This is a genomic window from Microvirga sp. TS319 (assembly GCF_041276405.1).
GTDB lineage: Bacteria > Pseudomonadota > Alphaproteobacteria > Rhizobiales > Beijerinckiaceae > Microvirga.
Window position 1 is genome coordinate 212,665 of sequence record NZ_JBGGGT010000001.1, and the last position, 17,785, is coordinate 230,449.

Below are 17,785 nucleotides of genomic sequence, written 5' to 3' on the forward strand. Positions count from 1 at the left end.
CGCGTCATCGCCATCGTGCCTGGTTGCGCTGGGCCAGCTTGCTTCGACCATTGTATTGCGACGGTAACCGCCAATGACTTCTCCTGCTGTCAAACTCGCCGAGTTTCCTCCTGACCTTTCCGAGGGGCCCCTGGCCCAAGAGCTCAGGGAAAAAGCTGAATTTATCGCCTTCATGGCCGATGCTGATCTTGGACCCAAACCGATCCGGTGGTTTCAAGGCGGGGAACGAACTGGATACTTCGAGGTCGAGAAGTCTCTGACAGTTCGCGTGGACTCCTCTGGCAGAACCCTGAAAGGATATGTCTCGTACGGCACGCTTGGCCGATCATCCTCGACGTCCGCGGCCAGGCAGGAGGCCGAAGCCATTGCGGCAGCACTTGTCGCTTCCGACAGCATCAAGACCATCGTTCGGACCCAGCTTCTCGAAGCAGACCTGTTCAAGTCCTTGTGCGCCTCGGAGGAGGGAGAGATTGCGTTTCCGGCCGAGCGGGTCGTCTCATTCTCCCAATATAGCTGCGATCCTTGCGCCGGATCGGGCACCCTGATCTGCGGCGGCTGCAAAGGGAAGGGGAGCGTCTGGTGTTCCAGCTGCAGCGGCGGCACCATCTACTGCGGAACCTGCGCAGGATCGGGACGGTGTTTCGATGCCGGCAATCGCACCTACTACAATTGTCCGGTATGCATTGGTCGTGGCAGATTGACCTGCAATCATTGCCACGGCACGCAATGGCTTACATGCCGCGGCTGCGGTGGCGGCGGAGAGATTCGCTGCAAGAGCTGCGGAGGCCATGGCGGCTTCACGGAGGAGTTCTCGGTCGGCGGCATCACCCGGTTTGAGACAACCTATAAATCGGTGCCGCTGGAGGATCTCCAAGGGCCCGCTTTCAAAGCCTGGGTCTCGAATGCGTTCCCAGGAGCGAGCGACGAGAGGTCGAAGGCTCTGCCGAAACCGTACTATAAATCCGATGTAAAGCGGGTCAGCGCCATATCAGGGCAGACGACATCATGCGTGGTAGATCTCCACGGCGAAGTCATGAGCGCAGTCGTCGAAGGACGGTTCGACGATTGCGAGGTGCTCGGCACCGCGTTGGTCCTAGACAAAATCAGCTTTCGGTTTGCGCCTTACCTAGACAAGATCCTGACCGAGAAGGCCAACGAGGCACTGAGGGATGATCCGAATCTCAAGACGATCGCCGAGCGCGTCCAAAATGTCGGATTGCTCGACTTCGTACGCAAGGAGTTCGCGACCTCCAAAAAATTTGATGAAGCCCTGCTCGGCAGGGCTGTGGAGTTGGCTCACGGCGGCGTTAAAGCTGAAACGCTGAAGCCCTTTGCCACAACCTATTCGCAGGTCAAAAAGACCTTCGCCCGCTCTCTTTGGATGAGGTCGTGGAAGACCTTCGCTCTCAGATCGATCCCGCTCGCCGCTCTCTTCATATTCCTGAACGTTCCATATCGACTGCACAGTATATTTGACGAGGAATTCACCCTTGGTGAGACCGATGTCGCAGCGTCCATCCTGTTCGGAGTGCTTGCTGGTATCCCAACTCTTCTAGCGATGCTGTCCATTCGAAAGGGCATTATGGCGGAACTCGGCAAAAAAGCCCAGATGCCGGCCGGCTACAACAGCCTTTACTTTATCGCCGCATGGGCGGCGATTTCGGTCGCCACGCTATTCGGATCGTTCTCGCCGATGCTTCAGGGCCCTGATCGAAGCGGCCAGTATCTGTCCAAGGCAGTCTTCTGGGCTGACGCGGCCCAAACTCCTCTCCCGTAAACTTCCGGCATCGGACATGTCCACTCTTGGTGATCGGCAGAAAGCTGACCCGGCCGTCCTGGAGCGGCGCTTCCCGGCATGGCCCTATTTCGTCATGCTCGTCGCCACAGGGCTTTACCTCTCGGTCGAGCTGCCCTTCGGAGCCCTGCTGATCGACGTTGTCGGGTCGGATGCGACCCAAGACCAGATCATTCGGTTGGAAACGACTGGACGGCTGATCGCAGGAACGGCCTTCGCGCTGGCTCTCATTGGACGGAAGCTGGTTACCTATATCGAAGCCAAGGTCGGTAAAGCTGCGATAATCGGCAAAATCTGCCTTGTTGCCTTGGTTGCCATCCCAGGCGCTTACTTCGTTCAGAAAGAGCTTGTCGAAGTTCTTGTCGAATATTCCAGTGCCGCAACGCGACAGGCGGCGGCGAGGGCCGTTCTGCTTCGCCGGGAGATTTTCTCAGGGGACCCTCGGATTGATGGGGTCAGCATCAGTGCCGAGGCTCTCAACGAACCGGACTGGAAGGCTTTCTCAGCCCTCGCTCCTCTGCTCGGCCTGTACTACCCTAACGTCATATCGAAAACGGGCTCGGGCATGAGCACGCTTTTGAGAGGGGAGGTTGGTGATCAGCTTGGAGATCTGCCGACATTCAGGGCAAAAATCTTCGAGCCGGCGATGGACCAGGTCCGCGGGGCTTACGTCGAATATTTCAACGGCGCTAAGGCTTACCGCGAGGGCCTGGAGAGTTTGCCGGAACAGGCTCAGTCGATGTGGGGAAGGTATCTCGAAACTCTCAGATCGCAAGGCTTGAGGTCGCGAAGCCAGATCTCCCGCTATGCGAGCTCCATCCGACAGAGCGTTCGGGACAGTGGCGTTCCGGTCAGCAAGAATTGGAATCCCTTGGATGAGCAAGGCTTCAGGAACGCTGCGCGTCAGAAAATCAAGAGCTCTCTTGATGCGGCCTACAAGTCGGCCGTCGAAGAGGCACTCGGTAAGGGGGCTAGCCTCCCGCATACCCTCAACTTCAAGGGCTTCCTGGAGCAATCGGCTGTCCAGGCAAAGATCAGGAGAGAGCTGTCTCTTCCTCGAAGCGGTCCTGTCATCACGGCTATCATCGAGGATCGGGACCTTGAGGAGCATGTGTACAAGCCCCTCCTGGAAAGCCGGCACAAAAAGCTTGCGCAGGAGTATTTGCAGGATACGACTACGTTCGGCGATGGAGGATCCAATGAGGATATCGGCCGCAATGCCATGCGCGCTGTCGTCGTTCCTCCGATTGCCCTCGCATTTTCCCTGCTCGGCATGACCGTTCACATCTTCAAGTTCGCGAACTACCTGCTGCTCGCAGCTGCAGGGATCGGAGCCTTGACGTCACCGAGGCTGGCGTTAATCGGCTCAAGGATCACCCGGTTTGTCGTGCTCGCGTTTCTGGCTGCCGGTATTGCTTGGTGGATCTACCAGCCTCAACGGGGAGTGACCGCTTCTCCCTTCTACCAGTTCGCAGAAACGGCGCTGGCTTCTGCAGTGCCCATGTTCCCGACCACCGTATTGACCCTTGTCATCGAGTCACAGCGGAGCGTGTACGCCGTGAAGCATGGGCTCGGAGAAACGGGTGCATTCCCGATTCTTGCAAGATACGTTCAGCGGGGAGACATGCCGGTCGTTCTCCAGGCCATCCGGGATCAAATCCCTGGAATTTACCCCAGAAGGAGCAAATCGCTCTAAGCCGGAAACTCCACCGCCCGCTCCAAATTTCATTTACGAGTTGCAAAGTCTTGCAAGGATTGGATCGCTCGGACCGTGCCATGCAGAGTCCGGGTGATACAACGCCGATACAACAACCCCTTTCAACGGCACTCGAATCGCTGCATCAATCCGTCCTTGATGATCGTAGTTTGAGAAGGACCGATAGGGACTCTCGTAGCGTCCTTTTCCATAACCCCTACTGCTCGTCTTTGGCGTATATTTGGTAACCTGTGGGGGAGGGCATGCGGTCTGTTCCTGGGTTTCTGCCGTCTAGAGCATCGTGCGAAGAAGTGGGAACCGGTTCTTCGCGAAAAACGATGCTTCGCCAAAGAGAAAGAGCAAGCATTCTGATCCCGTTAGAATGCAATTTGCTCTGGGCACGCAGCGCACCTCATGGACCGTTCGATGCGGCGACATGCCTCCTGACCTTGCATTTCGTTCCTGCCGAAGAGCGCCTGCGCACCTTGTCGGAGGTCGGCAAGCGCCTGAAGCCCGGTGCACCCTTTGGCGTTGCGCACCACAGTTCCCCTCAGGAGGAAAAAGCGCTCTGGTTGGGACGCTATGCGGCTTTTGCATCGTTCTCGGGTATTCCTGCCGAGAAGGCTGAGGCCGCGGCCGCCGAGATCGGTCACCGGCTGCCGGTGCTCTCGCCTGACCAGGACGAGGCCTTGATGCGCGAGGCCGGCTTCTCGGATGTCAGTCTCATTTGTGCCGGGTTCACCGTCCGGGGCTGGGTCGCCTGCAGGCGGTGATCGCAATCCTGCCTTTCGGTGCTCCCGTTATGATCCCTCGCTTGGCGCTCATGATGCCTTGCGTGTGTTCTCCGGCACAGCCGGACGGCACATGAACGCTTATCGGTGATCATGAGCGCGAACCCGCCTCGCGCCCTCATCCGACATGGCGGAAATCCTGATAGGCGAGTGCCTACGATGAGCAAGAGCACACGATCCTCTGCATCCTCCCTCAGCCTCACCCCCGCGGAGTGGGGAGCCGTTGCCATTCTCTTGACGTTCCTGGTCCTGTGGTTTGGCTCAGCCTTCGCCTGACCCCGCATGATCGGGACGGCTCTCCTCGCAAGGGACGGGCGGCTTGCTAACCATTTCGGAAGAGGTTGAGCCGAGAATGGCCGGAGTATCGGCTCTACGGCGAAAGGAACGCGCGATGGTCAAGAACACGATCTGCCTCTGGTACGACAAGGATGCCGAGACGGCTGCCCGCTTCTACGCAGAGACCTTTCCTGACAGTGCGGTGCATGCCGTGCACCGTGCGCCCGGTGACTACCCGTCCGGCAAGGAGGGCGACGTCTTGACCGTTGAATTCACGGTTGCAGGCGTTGCCTGTCTCGGCCTCAACGGGGGGCCCACGTTCAGGCATAGCGAGGCCTTCTCGTTCCAGATCGCCACCGACGATCAGGCCGAGACCGACCGCTACTGGGATGCCATCGTCGGCAACGGCGGTCAGGAGAGTGCGTGCGGCTGGTGCAAGGACAAGTGGGGTGTCTCCTGGCAGATCACGCCACGCGTCCTGACTGAGGCGCTGGCGGCTGGCGGCGATGAAGCCAAACGGGCCTTCGAGGCGATGATGGACATGAGGAAGATCGACGTTGCCGCGATCGAAGCGGCGCGGCGCGGCTGACGCTCCAGCCTGGGGGCGAGCCCTTCCCGCAGGTGGATTGCCGGGCGAGCGGCATTGCGCTTCCTCCCGAGGGCTCGCCGCATCCTCTAACGGGGAGGGAATATGCCGCCCTGATCTGCGAGCCGCGCCTGTCCCGTCATCGGATCTCGATGGAGACGCCCTGGCTCATCCGCTTGCTCCTTTCCGAACAATGCGGGTAAGTCACCTTCAGAGAGTGCTCAGGGTGGGAGAGAAGGGTGACGGCATATCCCCAGGCCAGGCTGCGGATTTACTTCGATGCGCAGACCATGCTCGGCCCCGGCAAGGCCGACCTGCTCCAGGGCATCCAGGAGACCGGCTCGATCGCCGCCGCGGGCCGGCGCATGGGGATGAGCTACAAGCGGGCCTGGACGCTGGTCGACACCCTCAACCACTATTTCCGCCAGCCGCTCGTGATCTCGGCCGCGGGAGGCAAGGCGGGCGGCGGCGCCAGCCTGACGCCGCTCGGGATCGAGGTTCTCGCCCGCTACCGCCACATGCAGGAAGCTACCGAGCGGGCCGTGGCCGAGGATGTCGCGCGCCTGTCCGAACTGATCGCGGTCCAGGCCTGATGGCTAGAGCCGTTTCCCCTTGCGTGGAACCGGCTCCTTTCTTTGGCTCGGCCGCATTTTTGTCGGTGAACCGGATCCACTTCACCGACAATGCTCAATGGATCACGAATTGGGAGCAGGCTTGTTCAGGATGGTGAAGCCCTGCTTCTCGAAGGCGGGCTTGGCTCCGGACGAGCGCAGATGGGCTACGAAGCCCGCCGCATCGGGATTGATCGAGTCCTTCGTCACGGCGATCGGGTAGATGATCGGCGGGTGGCTGTCCTCCGGGAACGTGCCCACAATGGTGACGTTGGGATCCGACGCGGCGTCGGTCTGATACACGATACCGAGCGGCGCCTCGCCGCGGGACACGAGCAGGAGCGCGCCCCGCACGTTGTCCGCCTGGGCGACCTGGTTCTTCACGCCGTCCCACGCCCCGAGCTTCTCCAGCGCAGCCTTGCCGTATTTGCCCGCCGGCACCGCATCGATGTTGCCCATGGCGAGCTTGCCTGCTCCCAGTGCGGCCACGAGATCAAGACCCGGCTCGATCGCGATCGGCTTGGCTTCGTTCTTGGGCGCGACGAGCACGATCCTGTTGCCGAGCAGATTCACCCGGGTCTCAGGCCGGATCAGGTTTTTCTGGGCGAGATAGTCCATCCAGTCGAGATCGGCCGAGACGAAGACATCGGCGGGGGCTCCGGCCTCGATCTGCTTGGCCAGGGTGTTGCTGGCGGCGTACGAGATCTTCGGGGCGGGCCTGCCGGTCTGCGTCACGAAGCCGGCCGACGCCTCATCGAGGGCGTTCTTCAGGCTGGCGGCTGCGAAGATGACGAGTTCCTTGTCCTGCGCCTGTGCCGGACCGGCGATCGGCGCGGGGCCAAGCCCCAAGCCAAGAAGCGCCGCCCCGAAGAGCGACAATCCGAGGCGACGTGTGATCCGCATGATACCAACCTCTCTGAGCGTTATGTCTCATTGGCTATAGCGCGGTTCGCCTGAACATGGCAATGTCAGGCGCTCGTCCATCCCGAGATTCGTCCATGATGGCCCGTCCTGGTTCTGCTCTCGTCGTCCTTGCACTTCTGGCCAGCCCGTGGGCCAGAGCGCAGGAGCGTATCCTCACCGACGCGGCCGGGCGGCGGGTAGAGGTTCCAGCCGAGGTCAGCCGGGTCTTCACGGCAGGGCCGCCTGCGTCGGTCGCTGTCTACATGGTCGCTCCGGACAAGCTCGCCCGGTGGGTACGGGCTCCGTCCGTCAAGGAGAAGGCATATCTCGCCGAGCCGTATGCGTCCCTGCCGGAGACCGGCCGGCTGACGAGACGAGGCAACGCCGCCAATCTCGGGGGCCTGCTGGCCACCAAGCCGGACCTTGTGCTCGACGTCGGCACCGTGGACCCGACCTACGCTTCCCTGGCTGACCGGACCCAAGCCCAGACGGGCATTCCTTATCTTGAGTGACGCCCATCTGAGTGAGCTCGTGGATGACACCATCGGATCGCCCTGGAGCATCGGACGTGAAAAGTAGATTCCACTTCTGGAATCAATGCGGTGCTCTCTTCTTGGATGAGCGCATCGTTGCGAGCGGGCCCGAAGGGCCACGTTCGTGAAAACCGGGTCCACTTTTCGCTCCCGCGGCCCGCTGGGTCCGCACGATGCGCTTGGACCGCCCAAGCCAGAGGACTTAAATCCATGAAACTCAGCGCACGCAACGTCATCAGGGGCAGGGTGGTCGAGGTCACCAAGGGGCACACGACGGCCCATGTCCGCCTCGAGGTCGCTGACGGCACCATCGTGACCGCCTCGATCACCAACGAGGCGGTCGACGAACTCGCACTTCAGGTCGGGCAGCAGGCCTACGCCGTGATCAAGGCCTCCGACGTGATGATCGCCACCGACACGTGAGCGGAGCGGCCATGGTTAGGGAAAAATGAGATCGGGGCATCGGAAGTCGCAGTCGAGTTGCCGACATCTGCCGATGCCGAGGTGATGTTCATCGGGCGGATCCGCACGCCATGGACCTCGCGCCTCGAATGCCCGCGTCAGGGCGGCCTCGATGGCCCGGTCTGCCGGATCGAACTCTTCGAGCCGTGAGCGGCAGGACTGTCCGGAATCGACGCGTACAAGCGTCTGGAGGTGCTTTATTGGCTGGACCGGTCGCGGTGCGACATTGTCCTTCAGAGCCCTCGCAACGACGGCACGACGCGTGGCGTGTTCTCGCTGCGATCTCCGGTCAGGCCCAACCCGATCGGGACCTCGATCGTCGAACTAGCAAGGATCGAGGGCGCGACATTGCTAGAGCATCGGACCCGCAAGCGGAATCCACTTGCGGGTCCGATGCTCTAGCCCCGAAGCAGATCGGCGACGATCAGATCGGGGCACCGTGAGACGGCAGATCCGTGGAGGCATGGTCCTGCATTGGGGCTGCCGGTTTCCGCCTTCATGATCGGGCGCTCGTCGTCCGTTCCGAAGCCAGCTGCTCCAACAGGAACGACGGCACCTTAACAATAATTCATTATTGTCACGATTTCGCCCCATTCTGTATGGAAAAGGACTTCAGCGTCTTCTTGAGTAGTGACATTCATTACGTAAGGTATAATTTTACATAACGTAATGGAATTTTCATTCACCATTGTATTGTTCGTACATTTTAGAGAAATTTCCCTCGATTCAATAAAATATATAGCTCAATAGAGGCTCCCGGAGTGGAGCTCAGGGAATGCGCGGGGCAATATTCATGTCTTTGAAACAGGATGTCGCGTCCAGCGGCAATTTCAACCTGTCCGATTGGAAGATCACCCTACCAGTCGACTCGTCAGGAAAGACCTCCGGCGAGGCATTGGAGGTTTCCGACCTGAGCGGTTATCGATACCGCCATCGGCAAGGATGTCGACTACATCACAGACTTCAACGTGAAGGACGACTCGGTCCGCCTCGATGACGCGATCTTCAAGAAATTGACCAAAACCGGATCCTTGTCTTCTAGCGCCTTCACAATGGGCGAGAAGGCAAAGGATTCAAGCAACTACATCGTGTATAACAACAAGACCGGCGCGCTCTATTACGACGCCGACGGCTCGGGCGAGGGGCTGCGGTCAAATTCGCCGGCATCGAAAACAAGATGGCCCTGACTGCCGCCGATTTCATCGTGATTTAGCCGATACCGATTGGAGGCGGCTCTCACATGAGACGAGAGCCGGCTCCTTTCATGGTCTTGCGTGAAATGCGTTATTCGTTGGCCGCAGGATCGAATTTTTCAATATCACCAATTCAGATTTTGTATGGATTGCGCATCGCCGCTTTATTTCAAGGCAGACATCGTAGAACGGGCCCCGCCATTGCGTGGGGCCTTTTTTATGGATGCCCTTTGGCGGCTGCTATTCGGCAGGAGTCATTCGCATGGTGGGTCCGGCCTCCACAACAGGAGCGGGGCGGAAAACGAAATAGGCGAATATCAACATCGCAGCCAGAATGACGAGCGATGCGAGCGCCGCGATCGGATCTGCGGCGGTGTAGCCGAGATGGATGGCGGCGACGGCGACCGTCAGGACAACCGTGCCGATGGACCAAAGCACGACCTGGACCATCGCCATTCGGCTCGCATTCAAGGCCGGGCGGCGCTCATAATAAATTCCGAACAAGAACAAGGACACCCAACCGAGCAGGTTCAGATGCGCGTGAGCCGGCATGATCGAGTGGTCTTGGGATGCCGCCATTCCGATGCCCATGGCCATTCCGGCGACGACAAAAAGAACGGCAAGTCTGAAGCTGAGTGACGATGCGGTCATGATAGTCCTCCTGACAAGTTCCCTGCTGGATTGCATGTTGTTGTTGTTCTGATCACAATCCCACCAATCAGGCTGTGTGTAAAATCACATGGAAAGTTCGAGAGGTTTTATGTAACTGTATTTCATATTCTTCTCGGTGGTTTCTTCCAGGAGCAGCCTTCGTCAAAAAGAAGAAGGCAGCCTGCGGGAGAAGGCTGCCCTCGGCAAGGAATTTCACGGGCGTCAGCTACGCTGCGCGACCCGATCGTTCTGCGACCCTGAAGGTTTTTCCTTGCGGCGCTTTTACTTTTTCCAGGACGGTCTCATGCGGGCTTTTCCTGCCATGGCATCACCTCAGGCTTCGCGTCGATTACGTTTCCCGTCATTCCGGATCATGGCTCATTCGTTGTTCTGAACGTCACGGTGCGCACCTGCGTTCCTGCCCTGCCGGCTCTGCAGAGCGCGCTCGCAACGCTCCACGTGGTTCATCGCGCGCTGCTGCATCTGTTGCGGATCGTGACAGGGATCGTCGACGTCCTGGTGGCAGAATTGACACTTCATGGCAGCCTCCTTGCTGATGGGGTGTGAGGCCAACGTGATGAGCCTGGCCATGTTCCGAGAGGCGGTCTCTCTTGGGCCCGCGAACGCCGATCTCAGGCGTCGAGGCCGCCCGATGGGCGAAGATCGAGATGCAGGAGCGATGCGAGCAGGGCCGTCGCGACCATAGCGGCGGGCAGAAACAATGTGCCGGTCAGACGTTGTCGAGGGCGTTCAGCAGATCGGCGAGCAGATCGTCGCGATGTTCCAATCCCACTGACAGCCGCACGAGGCCGTCCGAGATCCCCATCTCGGCGCGCAGTTCCGGCGCGAACCGCTGATGGGTCGTGGTGGCCGGGTGAGTGACAAGGCTTTTCGCGTCGCCGAGATTGTTCGAAATGCGGATGAGCTGCAGTCCGTTCATGAAGCGGAAGGCGCCGTCCTTGCCGTCTTTCACGTCCAGCGCGATCATGGTCGAGGCTCCGCTCATCTGGCGGCGGATCAGCTCGGCCTGGGGATGATCGGCGCGGCCCGGATAGGTGAGGCCCTGCAGCTTGGAATGATCGTGCAAGGCGTCGGCCAGGAAGGCCGCATTGGCCGTCTGGCGCTCCACCCTTAAGGACAACGTTTCCAGGCCCTTGAGAAGAACCCATGCATTGAACGGTGAAATCGAGGGGCCGGTCATGCGCAGAAACTGCTGGACCTTGCTCTCGATGAACGCCGTGGAGCCCAGGATGACGCCTCCCAGGCAGCGGCCCTGGCCGTCGATATGCTTGGTGGCGGAATAGACGACGCAATCCGCACCAAGCGCCAGGGGCTTCTGATAGAGCGGCGTGGCGAAGACGTTGTCGACGGTCAGGGTCGCTCCCGCCTCATGGGCGATCCGGGCGACGGCGGCGATGTCGATGATCTGCAGGCTGGGATTGGAGGGCGTTTCCAGGAGAAAGGCCTTCGTGTCCGGGCGGACGGCTTGGCGCCAAGCCTCGACGTCAGGACCGTCGACCAGGGTGCAGGCGACCCCGAACCGGGGAAGGAAGTCCTCGACCACCCATCGGCACGAGCCGAAGAGGCCCCGCGCCGCCACCACATGGTCTCCGGCCTGAACCTGGCTCACCATGGCGGCCGTGACCGCCGCCATGCCGCTTGCCGTCGCGCGGGCGGTTTCCGCTCCTTCCAGAGAGGCCATGCGCTGCTCGAACATGTCGATGGTCGGATTGGAGTAGCGGCTGTAGCTGTAGCCCGGCTCCTCGTTCAGGAAACGACGCTCGGCGCTCTCGGCGGTTTCATAAATGAAACCCTGCGTGATGAAGAGAGCCTCGGATGTCTCGCCGAAGGGGGTCCGCTCCTGGCCTTCGTGAACGAGGCGGGTCTCAAGCCGATAATCGCGGTCACGACGTGTGTTCATGAGCCGATGCTATGTTCGTTCTTTTAAAAGAACAAATGTTTTTTAAGAGGAATGAACCCGCCCTTCGTCTAACGGGGATTATCGACCGGAGACCTCGCCGATCAGCCGTAGGAGACAGGGCTCCAGGGAGGCGCGCCAGACCGGAAGGCGAATACCATGAATCGCTTCGAGCTTCGCGCAGTCCAAACGGGAGTTGCCGGGCCGCTTCGCCGGCGTGGGGTAGTCCGCCGTCGACAGAGGGCGGATCCTGGCGAACGGACCACCCAGGCGAGCCGACACGGCAAAGATCTCGGAGGCGAATTCGGCCCAGCTCGCAAAGCCGTTCCCGGCCATGTTGAAGATGCCGCGGAGCCTGCCCTCCTGAGGGTTCTCGAGAAGATTCCTGGCCACTCCATAGATGCCGTCGGCGAGATCGAGGGCGCTTGTCGGAGAGCCGATCTGGTCGGCGACGATGCCGATCTCGTCCCGATCCGCCGCCAGTCGAAGCATGGTCTTGACGAAATTCCTGCCGAACGGGCTGTAGATCCAGGCCGTCCGCAGGATCACGTGATCGTCGGTCGCGGCGGCGACAGCCTGCTCTCCGAGGAGTTTGGAACGGCCATAGGCCCCCAAAGGATGGACGGCATCGTCCTCCCTGTAAGGGCGAGGAAGGGTGCCGTCGAAGACATAATCCGTCGAAAGCTGGATGAAAGGTACGCCCATCGCCCGGGCGGCGCCGGCGAGGGTGCCGGCGCCGCTTGCGTTGACCGCCTCTGCCGCTCCCGGCTCCGCTTCAGCCTGATCGACAGCCGTGTAGGCCGCCGCATTCACGATCAGATCGCCGCCTGTCCGCCGCAGGATATCCTCGATTGCCGATGGTTCGCCGAGGTCCAGCTCGGGCCGTCCGAGCAGAAGGGTCTCGGCCCGATGCGTGGAGGCGCGCTCCGCCATGGCACGGGCGACTTGCCCTTCCTTGCCGATCACGATGATATGCATGGGCATTCAATGCTCCCTGCCAGGGACGGGGACCTGGATTCTTGAAGGCGTTGCCCGGTTCCGCTTAAGGATCCGGCGCCTTCCATTGTTGCTGCGCCGCAATATCACACTCCCGTCACGGTTTGTCTCCATAGTGCGATTCGTGATGGCAACGAGGATGACCATGGAGGAGGGCATGTACGCTTACAACCTGTTCCGCAGCACGCAGCAGGACGGCCTTGTCTGTGCGGTTCCGGAAGAGCGTTCGGTTCCTGCCTTCGTCACCGGGCCTCAATGGCAGTTCGGTGGGCGCCTCGACATGGGCGAGCTTCCGCTTGGCTTCGACAGGCAGGCCGCCATGACCGGGGTCCGGTTCAACGGGTACTATCTGTTCGCGAGCTTTCCCAAAAACGCGATGCACCTGTAAGCCCATGGCATCGTTTGCGGCGATGTAGACAGAAGTTTGAGTCATCGGTGCGGATCGGGGCTTGATCTTGCAGGGTGTCTGCTCTCTCTTTGTTGACGCGGTGTTGGCGCGGTGCCCGCCGCTGCCTTTCCCTGCGTGATCGTGAATTCTTCCCTCGCTCTGATCTGGACCATTACGGTCGCCACCACGTTGCTGCAGGCCGGTAATGGCCTGCTCCAGGCTGTCATGCCGTTGCGCATGCAGGCCGAAGGCCTTTCGGTCTCCGCGATCGGCATCGTGGCGGCGGGGTACGGCCTCGGCTTCTCGACCGGGTGCCTCCTGGCTCCGGCCTTCATCCGCCATGTCGGCTACATCCGCGCTTTCGCGAGCCTCGCCGCCATGGTCGCTGTGCTCGTACTGGTGATGACGCAGGCCCATTCCACACTGGCCTGGGTGATTCTGCGCGGGCTGACGGGCGTGACGCTGGCCTGCATCTTCACGGTGACGGACGGTTGGATCAGCGCGCGTGCTTCATCAAGCCATCGCGGACGAATTCTCTCGTTTTATATGATCGCCACCAAGATCGCCCTGATGCTGTCGCCGCTCGGCATCAGCTTCGGGGATATCGGGACCGACGGATTGTTCATGGCCGTAAGTGCCGTGATATCGCTGTCCCTGCTTCCGATCGCCGCCACGAGCACGAAGGAGCCGCCGGCGCCGGTCGGCGTGAAGGTCGACGTCCGGTATCTTTTCGCCCTCGCGCCCTCGGCCGTCGTCGGCTCCTTCGTGGTGGGCCTCGTCAACGGGCCGGTGATCGCCATCACGCCGGTTTTCGGGGTGAGCATCGGAATGAGCCAGGAGCGGGCTGCGGCGCTTCTGTTCGCACTCCAGGCCGGAAGTCTCGTGCTGCAATGGCCGCTCGGCTGGCTCTCCGACCGGGCGGATAGACGTTACATCATCGCCGGGCTGGCGGCGGGCACGAGCTTGGTCTCGATGCTCATTCTCTTCGCGAGCGCACATGGGGCCCAGGACATGATCCTGTGGAGCTTCGCCGCCTGGGGCGGCCTGGCGCTCTGTATCTATTCCGTGTGCGTGGCCCATGCCTGCGACATCGTCGAGCCCGGCCGCATCGTCTCGACGGTCGGCACGCTTCTCTTCTCGTGGGCGGCGGGCGTTACGGTCGGTCCCCTGTTCGGTGCCGCCGCCATGGAGCTGCTGGGACCTGACGGCCTTTTCATTTATTCGGCAGTCGCCTCCCTGGGACTCGTCGCCTTCATCATCCTGCGCATCGTCCGGGTTCAGCGTGCGCCGGTGATGGGCGGCTTCGTGGTCGCTTCCACCAACTCCGCTGCCCCCACGGTGGTGGCCCGGACGGAGGTTGCCGCGAGCGATCAGGCGGAGGACGGCGCAGGGCCGGATCAGAACTCGGCTTCTGCGGTGACGCGGGACGAAACGTCCTCATAGCGGTTCAGGCGCTTGTCGATCATCGTATCGATCTTGCCGTAGACCTCGGACACGCTGAGCTGCCGGGTCTTCTTGCCGTCCTTGGCATAAAAGAGCGACTTGTTGGACTCGGCCGCTTTGGGGAACGCGCTCTTTGCGCTCTTCTTCGGCGTGTCGTCCACGAGGGCGATGAACTTGCTCGCGCTGTCCACCCCGAAGAAGTGCGAGAGATAGAATTCCGAGCGGCTGAGCTTTCGACCGAGTTTCGCCTCGATCTTCGTCTTGTCGCGCTTCATCATCTCCGCTGCCATGAGGGCAGAGATGTAAGGATTTCGGCGCAGGCCAAGAATGTATTCGCGCTTGGCTTCGTCAGGGATCGTGAGCTTCCCATCCTGCCTCTCGATCGACGAGGCTTCCATGATCAGTCCGTATTTTGCGCCGAACGACTGCACGGCTTCGAGCCACGTGCTCGTGATGAACTGGAAAAGGCCGACAGCGGACGAGGTGGAGGCTTTATTGCCGGGAAGAAAGCTCGATTCCTTATCGGCGAGCGCCATCATGTAGACGGGATCGGCGCCGGTGATCTCCGACGCGCGGAGGATGGTGTCGACGATCCAGCGCGGGACGCGCATCTCCTCGAAATCCACGTACTCGACAGGAGTCGGGTCAACGTCATTCCCCACATCGCCTTCCGCGGCAGGCGGATTGGTGAGTGGCATCGAGGTGATGAAAAGCTCCTGCAACCGGGCATAGGTGAGCGTCCCTGCAGGGTCGACCGGAGTGATGGTTTCGAGAGGGTCGGCCGTGCCGATCTGCGCGGTCGGCCAAGGCGCCATGTCGAAGGGGCGCGCAGCCTGGTCCTGCGAAGGTGCTGCGAGAGCAGCCGGTGAGGCTCCCGCCCCTGCGGCCGCGCAGGTACCCAGGGCCACACTCGCGACGACGGTGAGCAGAGCATGGCGGGTACAAAAGGTAGAAAGGCTCTGGAGCGCATCGCGCGCCTGCAGCCCGATAAAAGCACTGTCTTTGTGACGAAACACCGATGACTGGCATGCGCGGTGAAGCGCTGTCAGAGCAACCTGCATTCGGAATAGCCCCCACAGGATTGACTGCTTCTCCGCAAAACGGGTGCGCAGCCCTTCTTCATTGACGAGGGCGAGTATGTGATAGGGGGATATGTCCAGAATAGGTCAGCTTGACCTTTCGCTAGGCAAATGTTCCGTATCGCGACAAACCGTCACCTCTCGTTTCAGGGAGTAAGCTCTCTGAACAAAGGGGTTTTCAGGCTCTGCCGTCCGGTTCCAAACAAATTTCGGGACAGGTTGTCGCAAGGTCAGTCGTAGGAGCCCTGACGCTCAAAATGCGTCGTGATCCTAGCGCAGGGGCTGCACAAGTGCACGCAATTGCCACAATTCCGGCAGCGCTAGCGCATCGGACGAAAAAGTGGGCCTGGCTTTTCGCTCAAACGATGCGCTCCACCAGGAGGGAGCATCGGAAGGAAACCCGTCCGAAGCTCTAAGGCTCGGCGCTTCAGGAGCGCCGATCCTTTATCGTCCGCCATCCGTGGCTCTTACCACGTTGCGCGCAAGCCGGCGTAGAAGGAGCGACCGGCCGTGCCGTAATCGTAGACCTCCTGATAGCGCGCATCGGTGAGATTTTCTGCGCGGGCATAGGCGCTGAAGGTGTCGCTGATCCTGTAATCGGCATAGACATCGATGCGCCCATAAGGCGCGAGTTCGTACCCCTCTCCGGGAGACGAGAAGCGGCTTCCCACAAGCACGACGGAGGGTTCGATCGAGAGCCCGGGCATGGGCGTGATGATCAGGCCGAGACGGCCCTGGTGCTGCGGACGGCGCGCAAGGCGCAGGTCCGTGTCCTCATCGAAAGCTTCGAGAAAGGTATAGTTCGCCTTCATGCGAAGCCAGGCGGGAACGACGTCCACATCGGCCGAGAGTTCCACGCCGCTGGTGCGGGCCCGGTTCACATTGATGAAGCAGCCATAGATCTGCTCCGGGCGGCAGCTTTCCGCCATCTCGTAGGCGATGAGGTTTCGGAAGCGGTTGGCGAAGAATGTTGCCGAAATCAGCACACGGTCGTCCGCAAGGCGTTGATCGAGGCCTATATCGAAGCCGATGGAGCGCTCCGATTCCAGATCGGCCGTGCCGGAGAACGGATCGAACTGCTGATACAGGGTCGGCGCCTTCGCGCCTGTGCCGATGCTGGCCCGCAGCTTGGTGCCGGAGTCCGGAATGTCGTATGCCGCCGTTGCGCGCCACGTTCCGAAAGTGTCGCCTCCCTCGACATCGTCGATGCGACCACCCAGCGAGAGATGGAGATTCTCGATGAGGCTGAACTGGTGGAGCGCATAGAGCGAGCGCGTCGTCTGTGATGCATCGACATTGTCGTAGGTCGGTGTCTCGAACGGGAGAACATTGCGCGTCGTGGAAACCAACGTCTCTTCCTCGACCTTGGCGCCCAGCGTCAGCAGACCAAGCGCTCCGAGCTTCAGATCGCCCTGGTATTCCGCCGACAGGCGGTCGCCTTGATATCCGTATTCATCCCAATAGAGGCTCGGCAAGGCATATGAGCCGATCAGACGGTAATCGCGATCCATACGGCTGCCGGAAACGAGAAAGCTGCTCTTGAGAATGCCGTCGAACGCTTTCTGCGTCAGGCGCGCATGGCCTTCGTAGAGACGCTGCCGCGTCGAGGAGGGGCCATCGGGCAGCGCATCGAAGCCGGCATCGTTGTCGAGATCAGCCTTGTTGTGGCTCGTATAGCCTCCGATCTCGAATTCGGTGTTCGGCGAAAGTGCGACCGCGACACGTCCCGCCGCGCCCAGGCGCTGTGCGCCGTCGGCTTCGAGAGGGGAGGTAAGCGCGTGTTCGATACGGCCGATCCGGTAGCCGTAACGCGAGAAGCCCGTCATGTCGAAGCCTGTCGTCGAGAACGCGTAGGAGACGGGGCCTTCGCTGCCTGAAACCGCGGCCCGCCCGGCCTTGGTGCCATAGTTGCCGCCCTCCACGCCGACGCTGAAACGCGGCGCGCCCTTGCCCTTGCGGGTTATGATGTTGATCACGCCGCCCATCGCATCGGAGCCGTAGATGGCGGATTGCGGGCCGCGCAGGACTTCGATCCGCTCGATATCGACGGCGGACAGATTGGAGAAGTCGAACTCGCCGGCATCGGAGGAGGGGTCGTTCGCGCGGATCCCGTCGATCAGTACGAGGGTCTGCCCGGCATCGGCGCCGCGAATGCGCACCGTCGTCGTCCCTCCGGGACCGCCGGTCTCGACGACGGTGACGCCCGGCACACGGCGCAGGACATCGGCGGGACTCTTCGGGGATTCTTTTTCGATCTCCTCGCCGGGAATCACCGAAATCGCGCTGCCGGCCTGCGAGATGGCGAGGGGCGAGCGCGTGGCCGTGACCACGAAGTCGGGCTCAGGGATGGAATCGGCGAACGCCTGGGCCAGGGCGGCGTCCAGCGAAATGACACATAAAGATACGGATGCCGCGAAGATGCGGCGCAAAGGCACGACCATGGAGACCTCCTGCTCGCCCCGCC

The 17,785-nt window shown here is 61.0% G+C and carries 17 protein-coding genes and 1 pseudogene; 11 read left to right on the top strand and 7 right to left on the bottom strand.

Annotated elements, in window-relative coordinates; genetic code table 11:
• Window positions 1-73: 73 nt before the first annotated feature.
• The 5 genes from AB8841_RS00920 (at window position 74) to AB8841_RS00940 (ending at window position 5,737) form a co-directional block, all read left to right on the top strand.
• Entirely contained in the window at window positions 74-1,777 is a 1,704-nt protein-coding gene (locus tag AB8841_RS00920; RefSeq protein ID WP_370434011.1) for a hypothetical protein, read from the top strand.
• A gap of 16 nt (window positions 1,778-1,793) precedes the next feature.
• Window positions 1,794-3,491: a hypothetical protein gene (locus AB8841_RS00925; protein WP_370434012.1), complete on the top strand. Its 1,698-nt coding sequence runs from the start codon at window positions 1,794-1,796 to the stop codon at window positions 3,489-3,491.
• Window positions 3,492-3,880: 389 nt separating this feature from the next.
• Window positions 3,881-4,264 (top strand): class I SAM-dependent methyltransferase, encoded by a 384-nt coding sequence (locus AB8841_RS00930; RefSeq protein ID WP_370434013.1) that lies wholly within the window; start codon window positions 3,881-3,883, stop codon window positions 4,262-4,264.
• Between the two features lie 409 nt (window positions 4,265-4,673).
• Entirely contained in the window at window positions 4,674-5,147 is a 474-nt protein-coding gene (locus AB8841_RS00935) for a VOC family protein (RefSeq protein WP_370434014.1), read from the top strand.
• Between the two features lie 236 nt (window positions 5,148-5,383).
• Complete coding sequence (locus AB8841_RS00940) at window positions 5,384-5,737, top strand: winged helix-turn-helix domain-containing protein (RefSeq protein WP_370434015.1); 354 nt, start codon at window positions 5,384-5,386, stop codon at window positions 5,735-5,737.
• A gap of 102 nt (window positions 5,738-5,839) precedes the next feature.
• Here the strand turns inward: AB8841_RS00940 and modA are convergent, their stop codons facing one another.
• On the bottom strand, window positions 5,840-6,658 hold the full coding sequence (gene modA, locus AB8841_RS00945; RefSeq protein WP_370434016.1) for a molybdate ABC transporter substrate-binding protein: 819 nt from the start codon (window positions 6,656-6,658) through the stop codon (window positions 5,840-5,842).
• A gap of 95 nt (window positions 6,659-6,753) precedes the next feature.
• Here modA and AB8841_RS00950 point away from each other — a divergent pair, with 95 nt between their 5' ends.
• The 4 genes and pseudogenes from AB8841_RS00950 (at window position 6,754) to AB8841_RS00965 (ending at window position 8,840) form a co-directional block, all read left to right on the top strand.
• Window positions 6,754-7,170 (top strand): hypothetical protein, encoded by a 417-nt coding sequence (locus AB8841_RS00950; protein ID WP_370434017.1) that lies wholly within the window; start codon window positions 6,754-6,756, stop codon window positions 7,168-7,170.
• A 231-nt stretch (window positions 7,171-7,401) separates the two neighbouring features.
• Entirely contained in the window at window positions 7,402-7,614 is a 213-nt protein-coding gene (locus AB8841_RS00955; RefSeq protein ID WP_370434018.1) for a molybdopterin-binding protein, read from the top strand.
• Between the two features lie 84 nt (window positions 7,615-7,698).
• Window positions 7,699-8,007: pseudogene (locus tag AB8841_RS00960) on the top strand (SAM-dependent methyltransferase); the annotation flags it as partial.
• A 614-nt stretch (window positions 8,008-8,621) separates the two neighbouring features.
• Window positions 8,622-8,840 carry a hypothetical protein gene (locus AB8841_RS00965; RefSeq protein ID WP_370434019.1) on the top strand — a complete coding sequence of 73 codons (219 nt, stop codon included), beginning with the start codon at window positions 8,622-8,624 and terminating at the stop codon, window positions 8,838-8,840.
• A gap of 246 nt (window positions 8,841-9,086) precedes the next feature.
• Here AB8841_RS00965 and AB8841_RS00970 read toward each other — a convergent pair whose 3' ends face one another.
• The 4 genes from AB8841_RS00970 to rfbD all read right to left on the bottom strand — a co-directional run bounded on the left by AB8841_RS00970 (window position 9,087) and on the right by rfbD (window position 12,393).
• Window positions 9,087-9,497, bottom strand: a complete 411-nt coding sequence (locus tag AB8841_RS00970; protein ID WP_370434020.1) for a hypothetical protein — start codon at window positions 9,495-9,497, stop codon at window positions 9,087-9,089.
• A 378-nt stretch (window positions 9,498-9,875) separates the two neighbouring features.
• The gene (locus tag AB8841_RS00975; protein WP_370434021.1) at window positions 9,876-10,037 is read right to left on the bottom strand and encodes a hypothetical protein; all 162 of its coding nucleotides are present in this window, start codon (window positions 10,035-10,037) and stop codon (window positions 9,876-9,878) included.
• A 190-nt stretch (window positions 10,038-10,227) separates the two neighbouring features.
• Window positions 10,228-11,418: an O-succinylhomoserine sulfhydrylase gene (locus AB8841_RS00980; RefSeq protein WP_370434022.1), complete on the bottom strand. Its 1,191-nt coding sequence runs from the start codon at window positions 11,416-11,418 to the stop codon at window positions 10,228-10,230.
• Between the two features lie 78 nt (window positions 11,419-11,496).
• Window positions 11,497-12,393, bottom strand: coding sequence for a dTDP-4-dehydrorhamnose reductase (rfbD, locus tag AB8841_RS00985; protein WP_370435498.1), 897 nt, complete (start codon window positions 12,391-12,393; stop codon window positions 11,497-11,499).
• 175 nt (window positions 12,394-12,568) lie between these two features.
• Between rfbD and AB8841_RS00990 the strand changes: the two genes are divergently transcribed.
• The gene (locus tag AB8841_RS00990; protein WP_370434023.1) at window positions 12,569-12,799 is read left to right on the top strand and encodes a hypothetical protein; all 231 of its coding nucleotides are present in this window, start codon (window positions 12,569-12,571) and stop codon (window positions 12,797-12,799) included.
• Window positions 12,800-12,940: 141 nt separating this feature from the next.
• A complete protein-coding gene (locus AB8841_RS00995; protein WP_370434024.1) occupies window positions 12,941-14,242 on the top strand; it encodes an MFS transporter in 1,302 nt (433 codons plus the stop codon).
• Here the strand turns inward: AB8841_RS00995 and AB8841_RS01000 are convergent.
• A complete protein-coding gene (locus AB8841_RS01000; RefSeq protein WP_370434025.1) occupies window positions 14,197-15,258 on the bottom strand; it encodes a transglycosylase SLT domain-containing protein in 1,062 nt (353 codons plus the stop codon). The genes AB8841_RS00995 and AB8841_RS01000 overlap by 46 nt on opposite strands.
• A gap of 530 nt (window positions 15,259-15,788) precedes the next feature.
• Window positions 15,789-17,762: a TonB-dependent receptor plug domain-containing protein gene (locus tag AB8841_RS01005; protein WP_370434026.1), complete on the bottom strand. Its 1,974-nt coding sequence runs from the start codon at window positions 17,760-17,762 to the stop codon at window positions 15,789-15,791.
• Window positions 17,763-17,785: the final 23 nt, after the last annotated feature.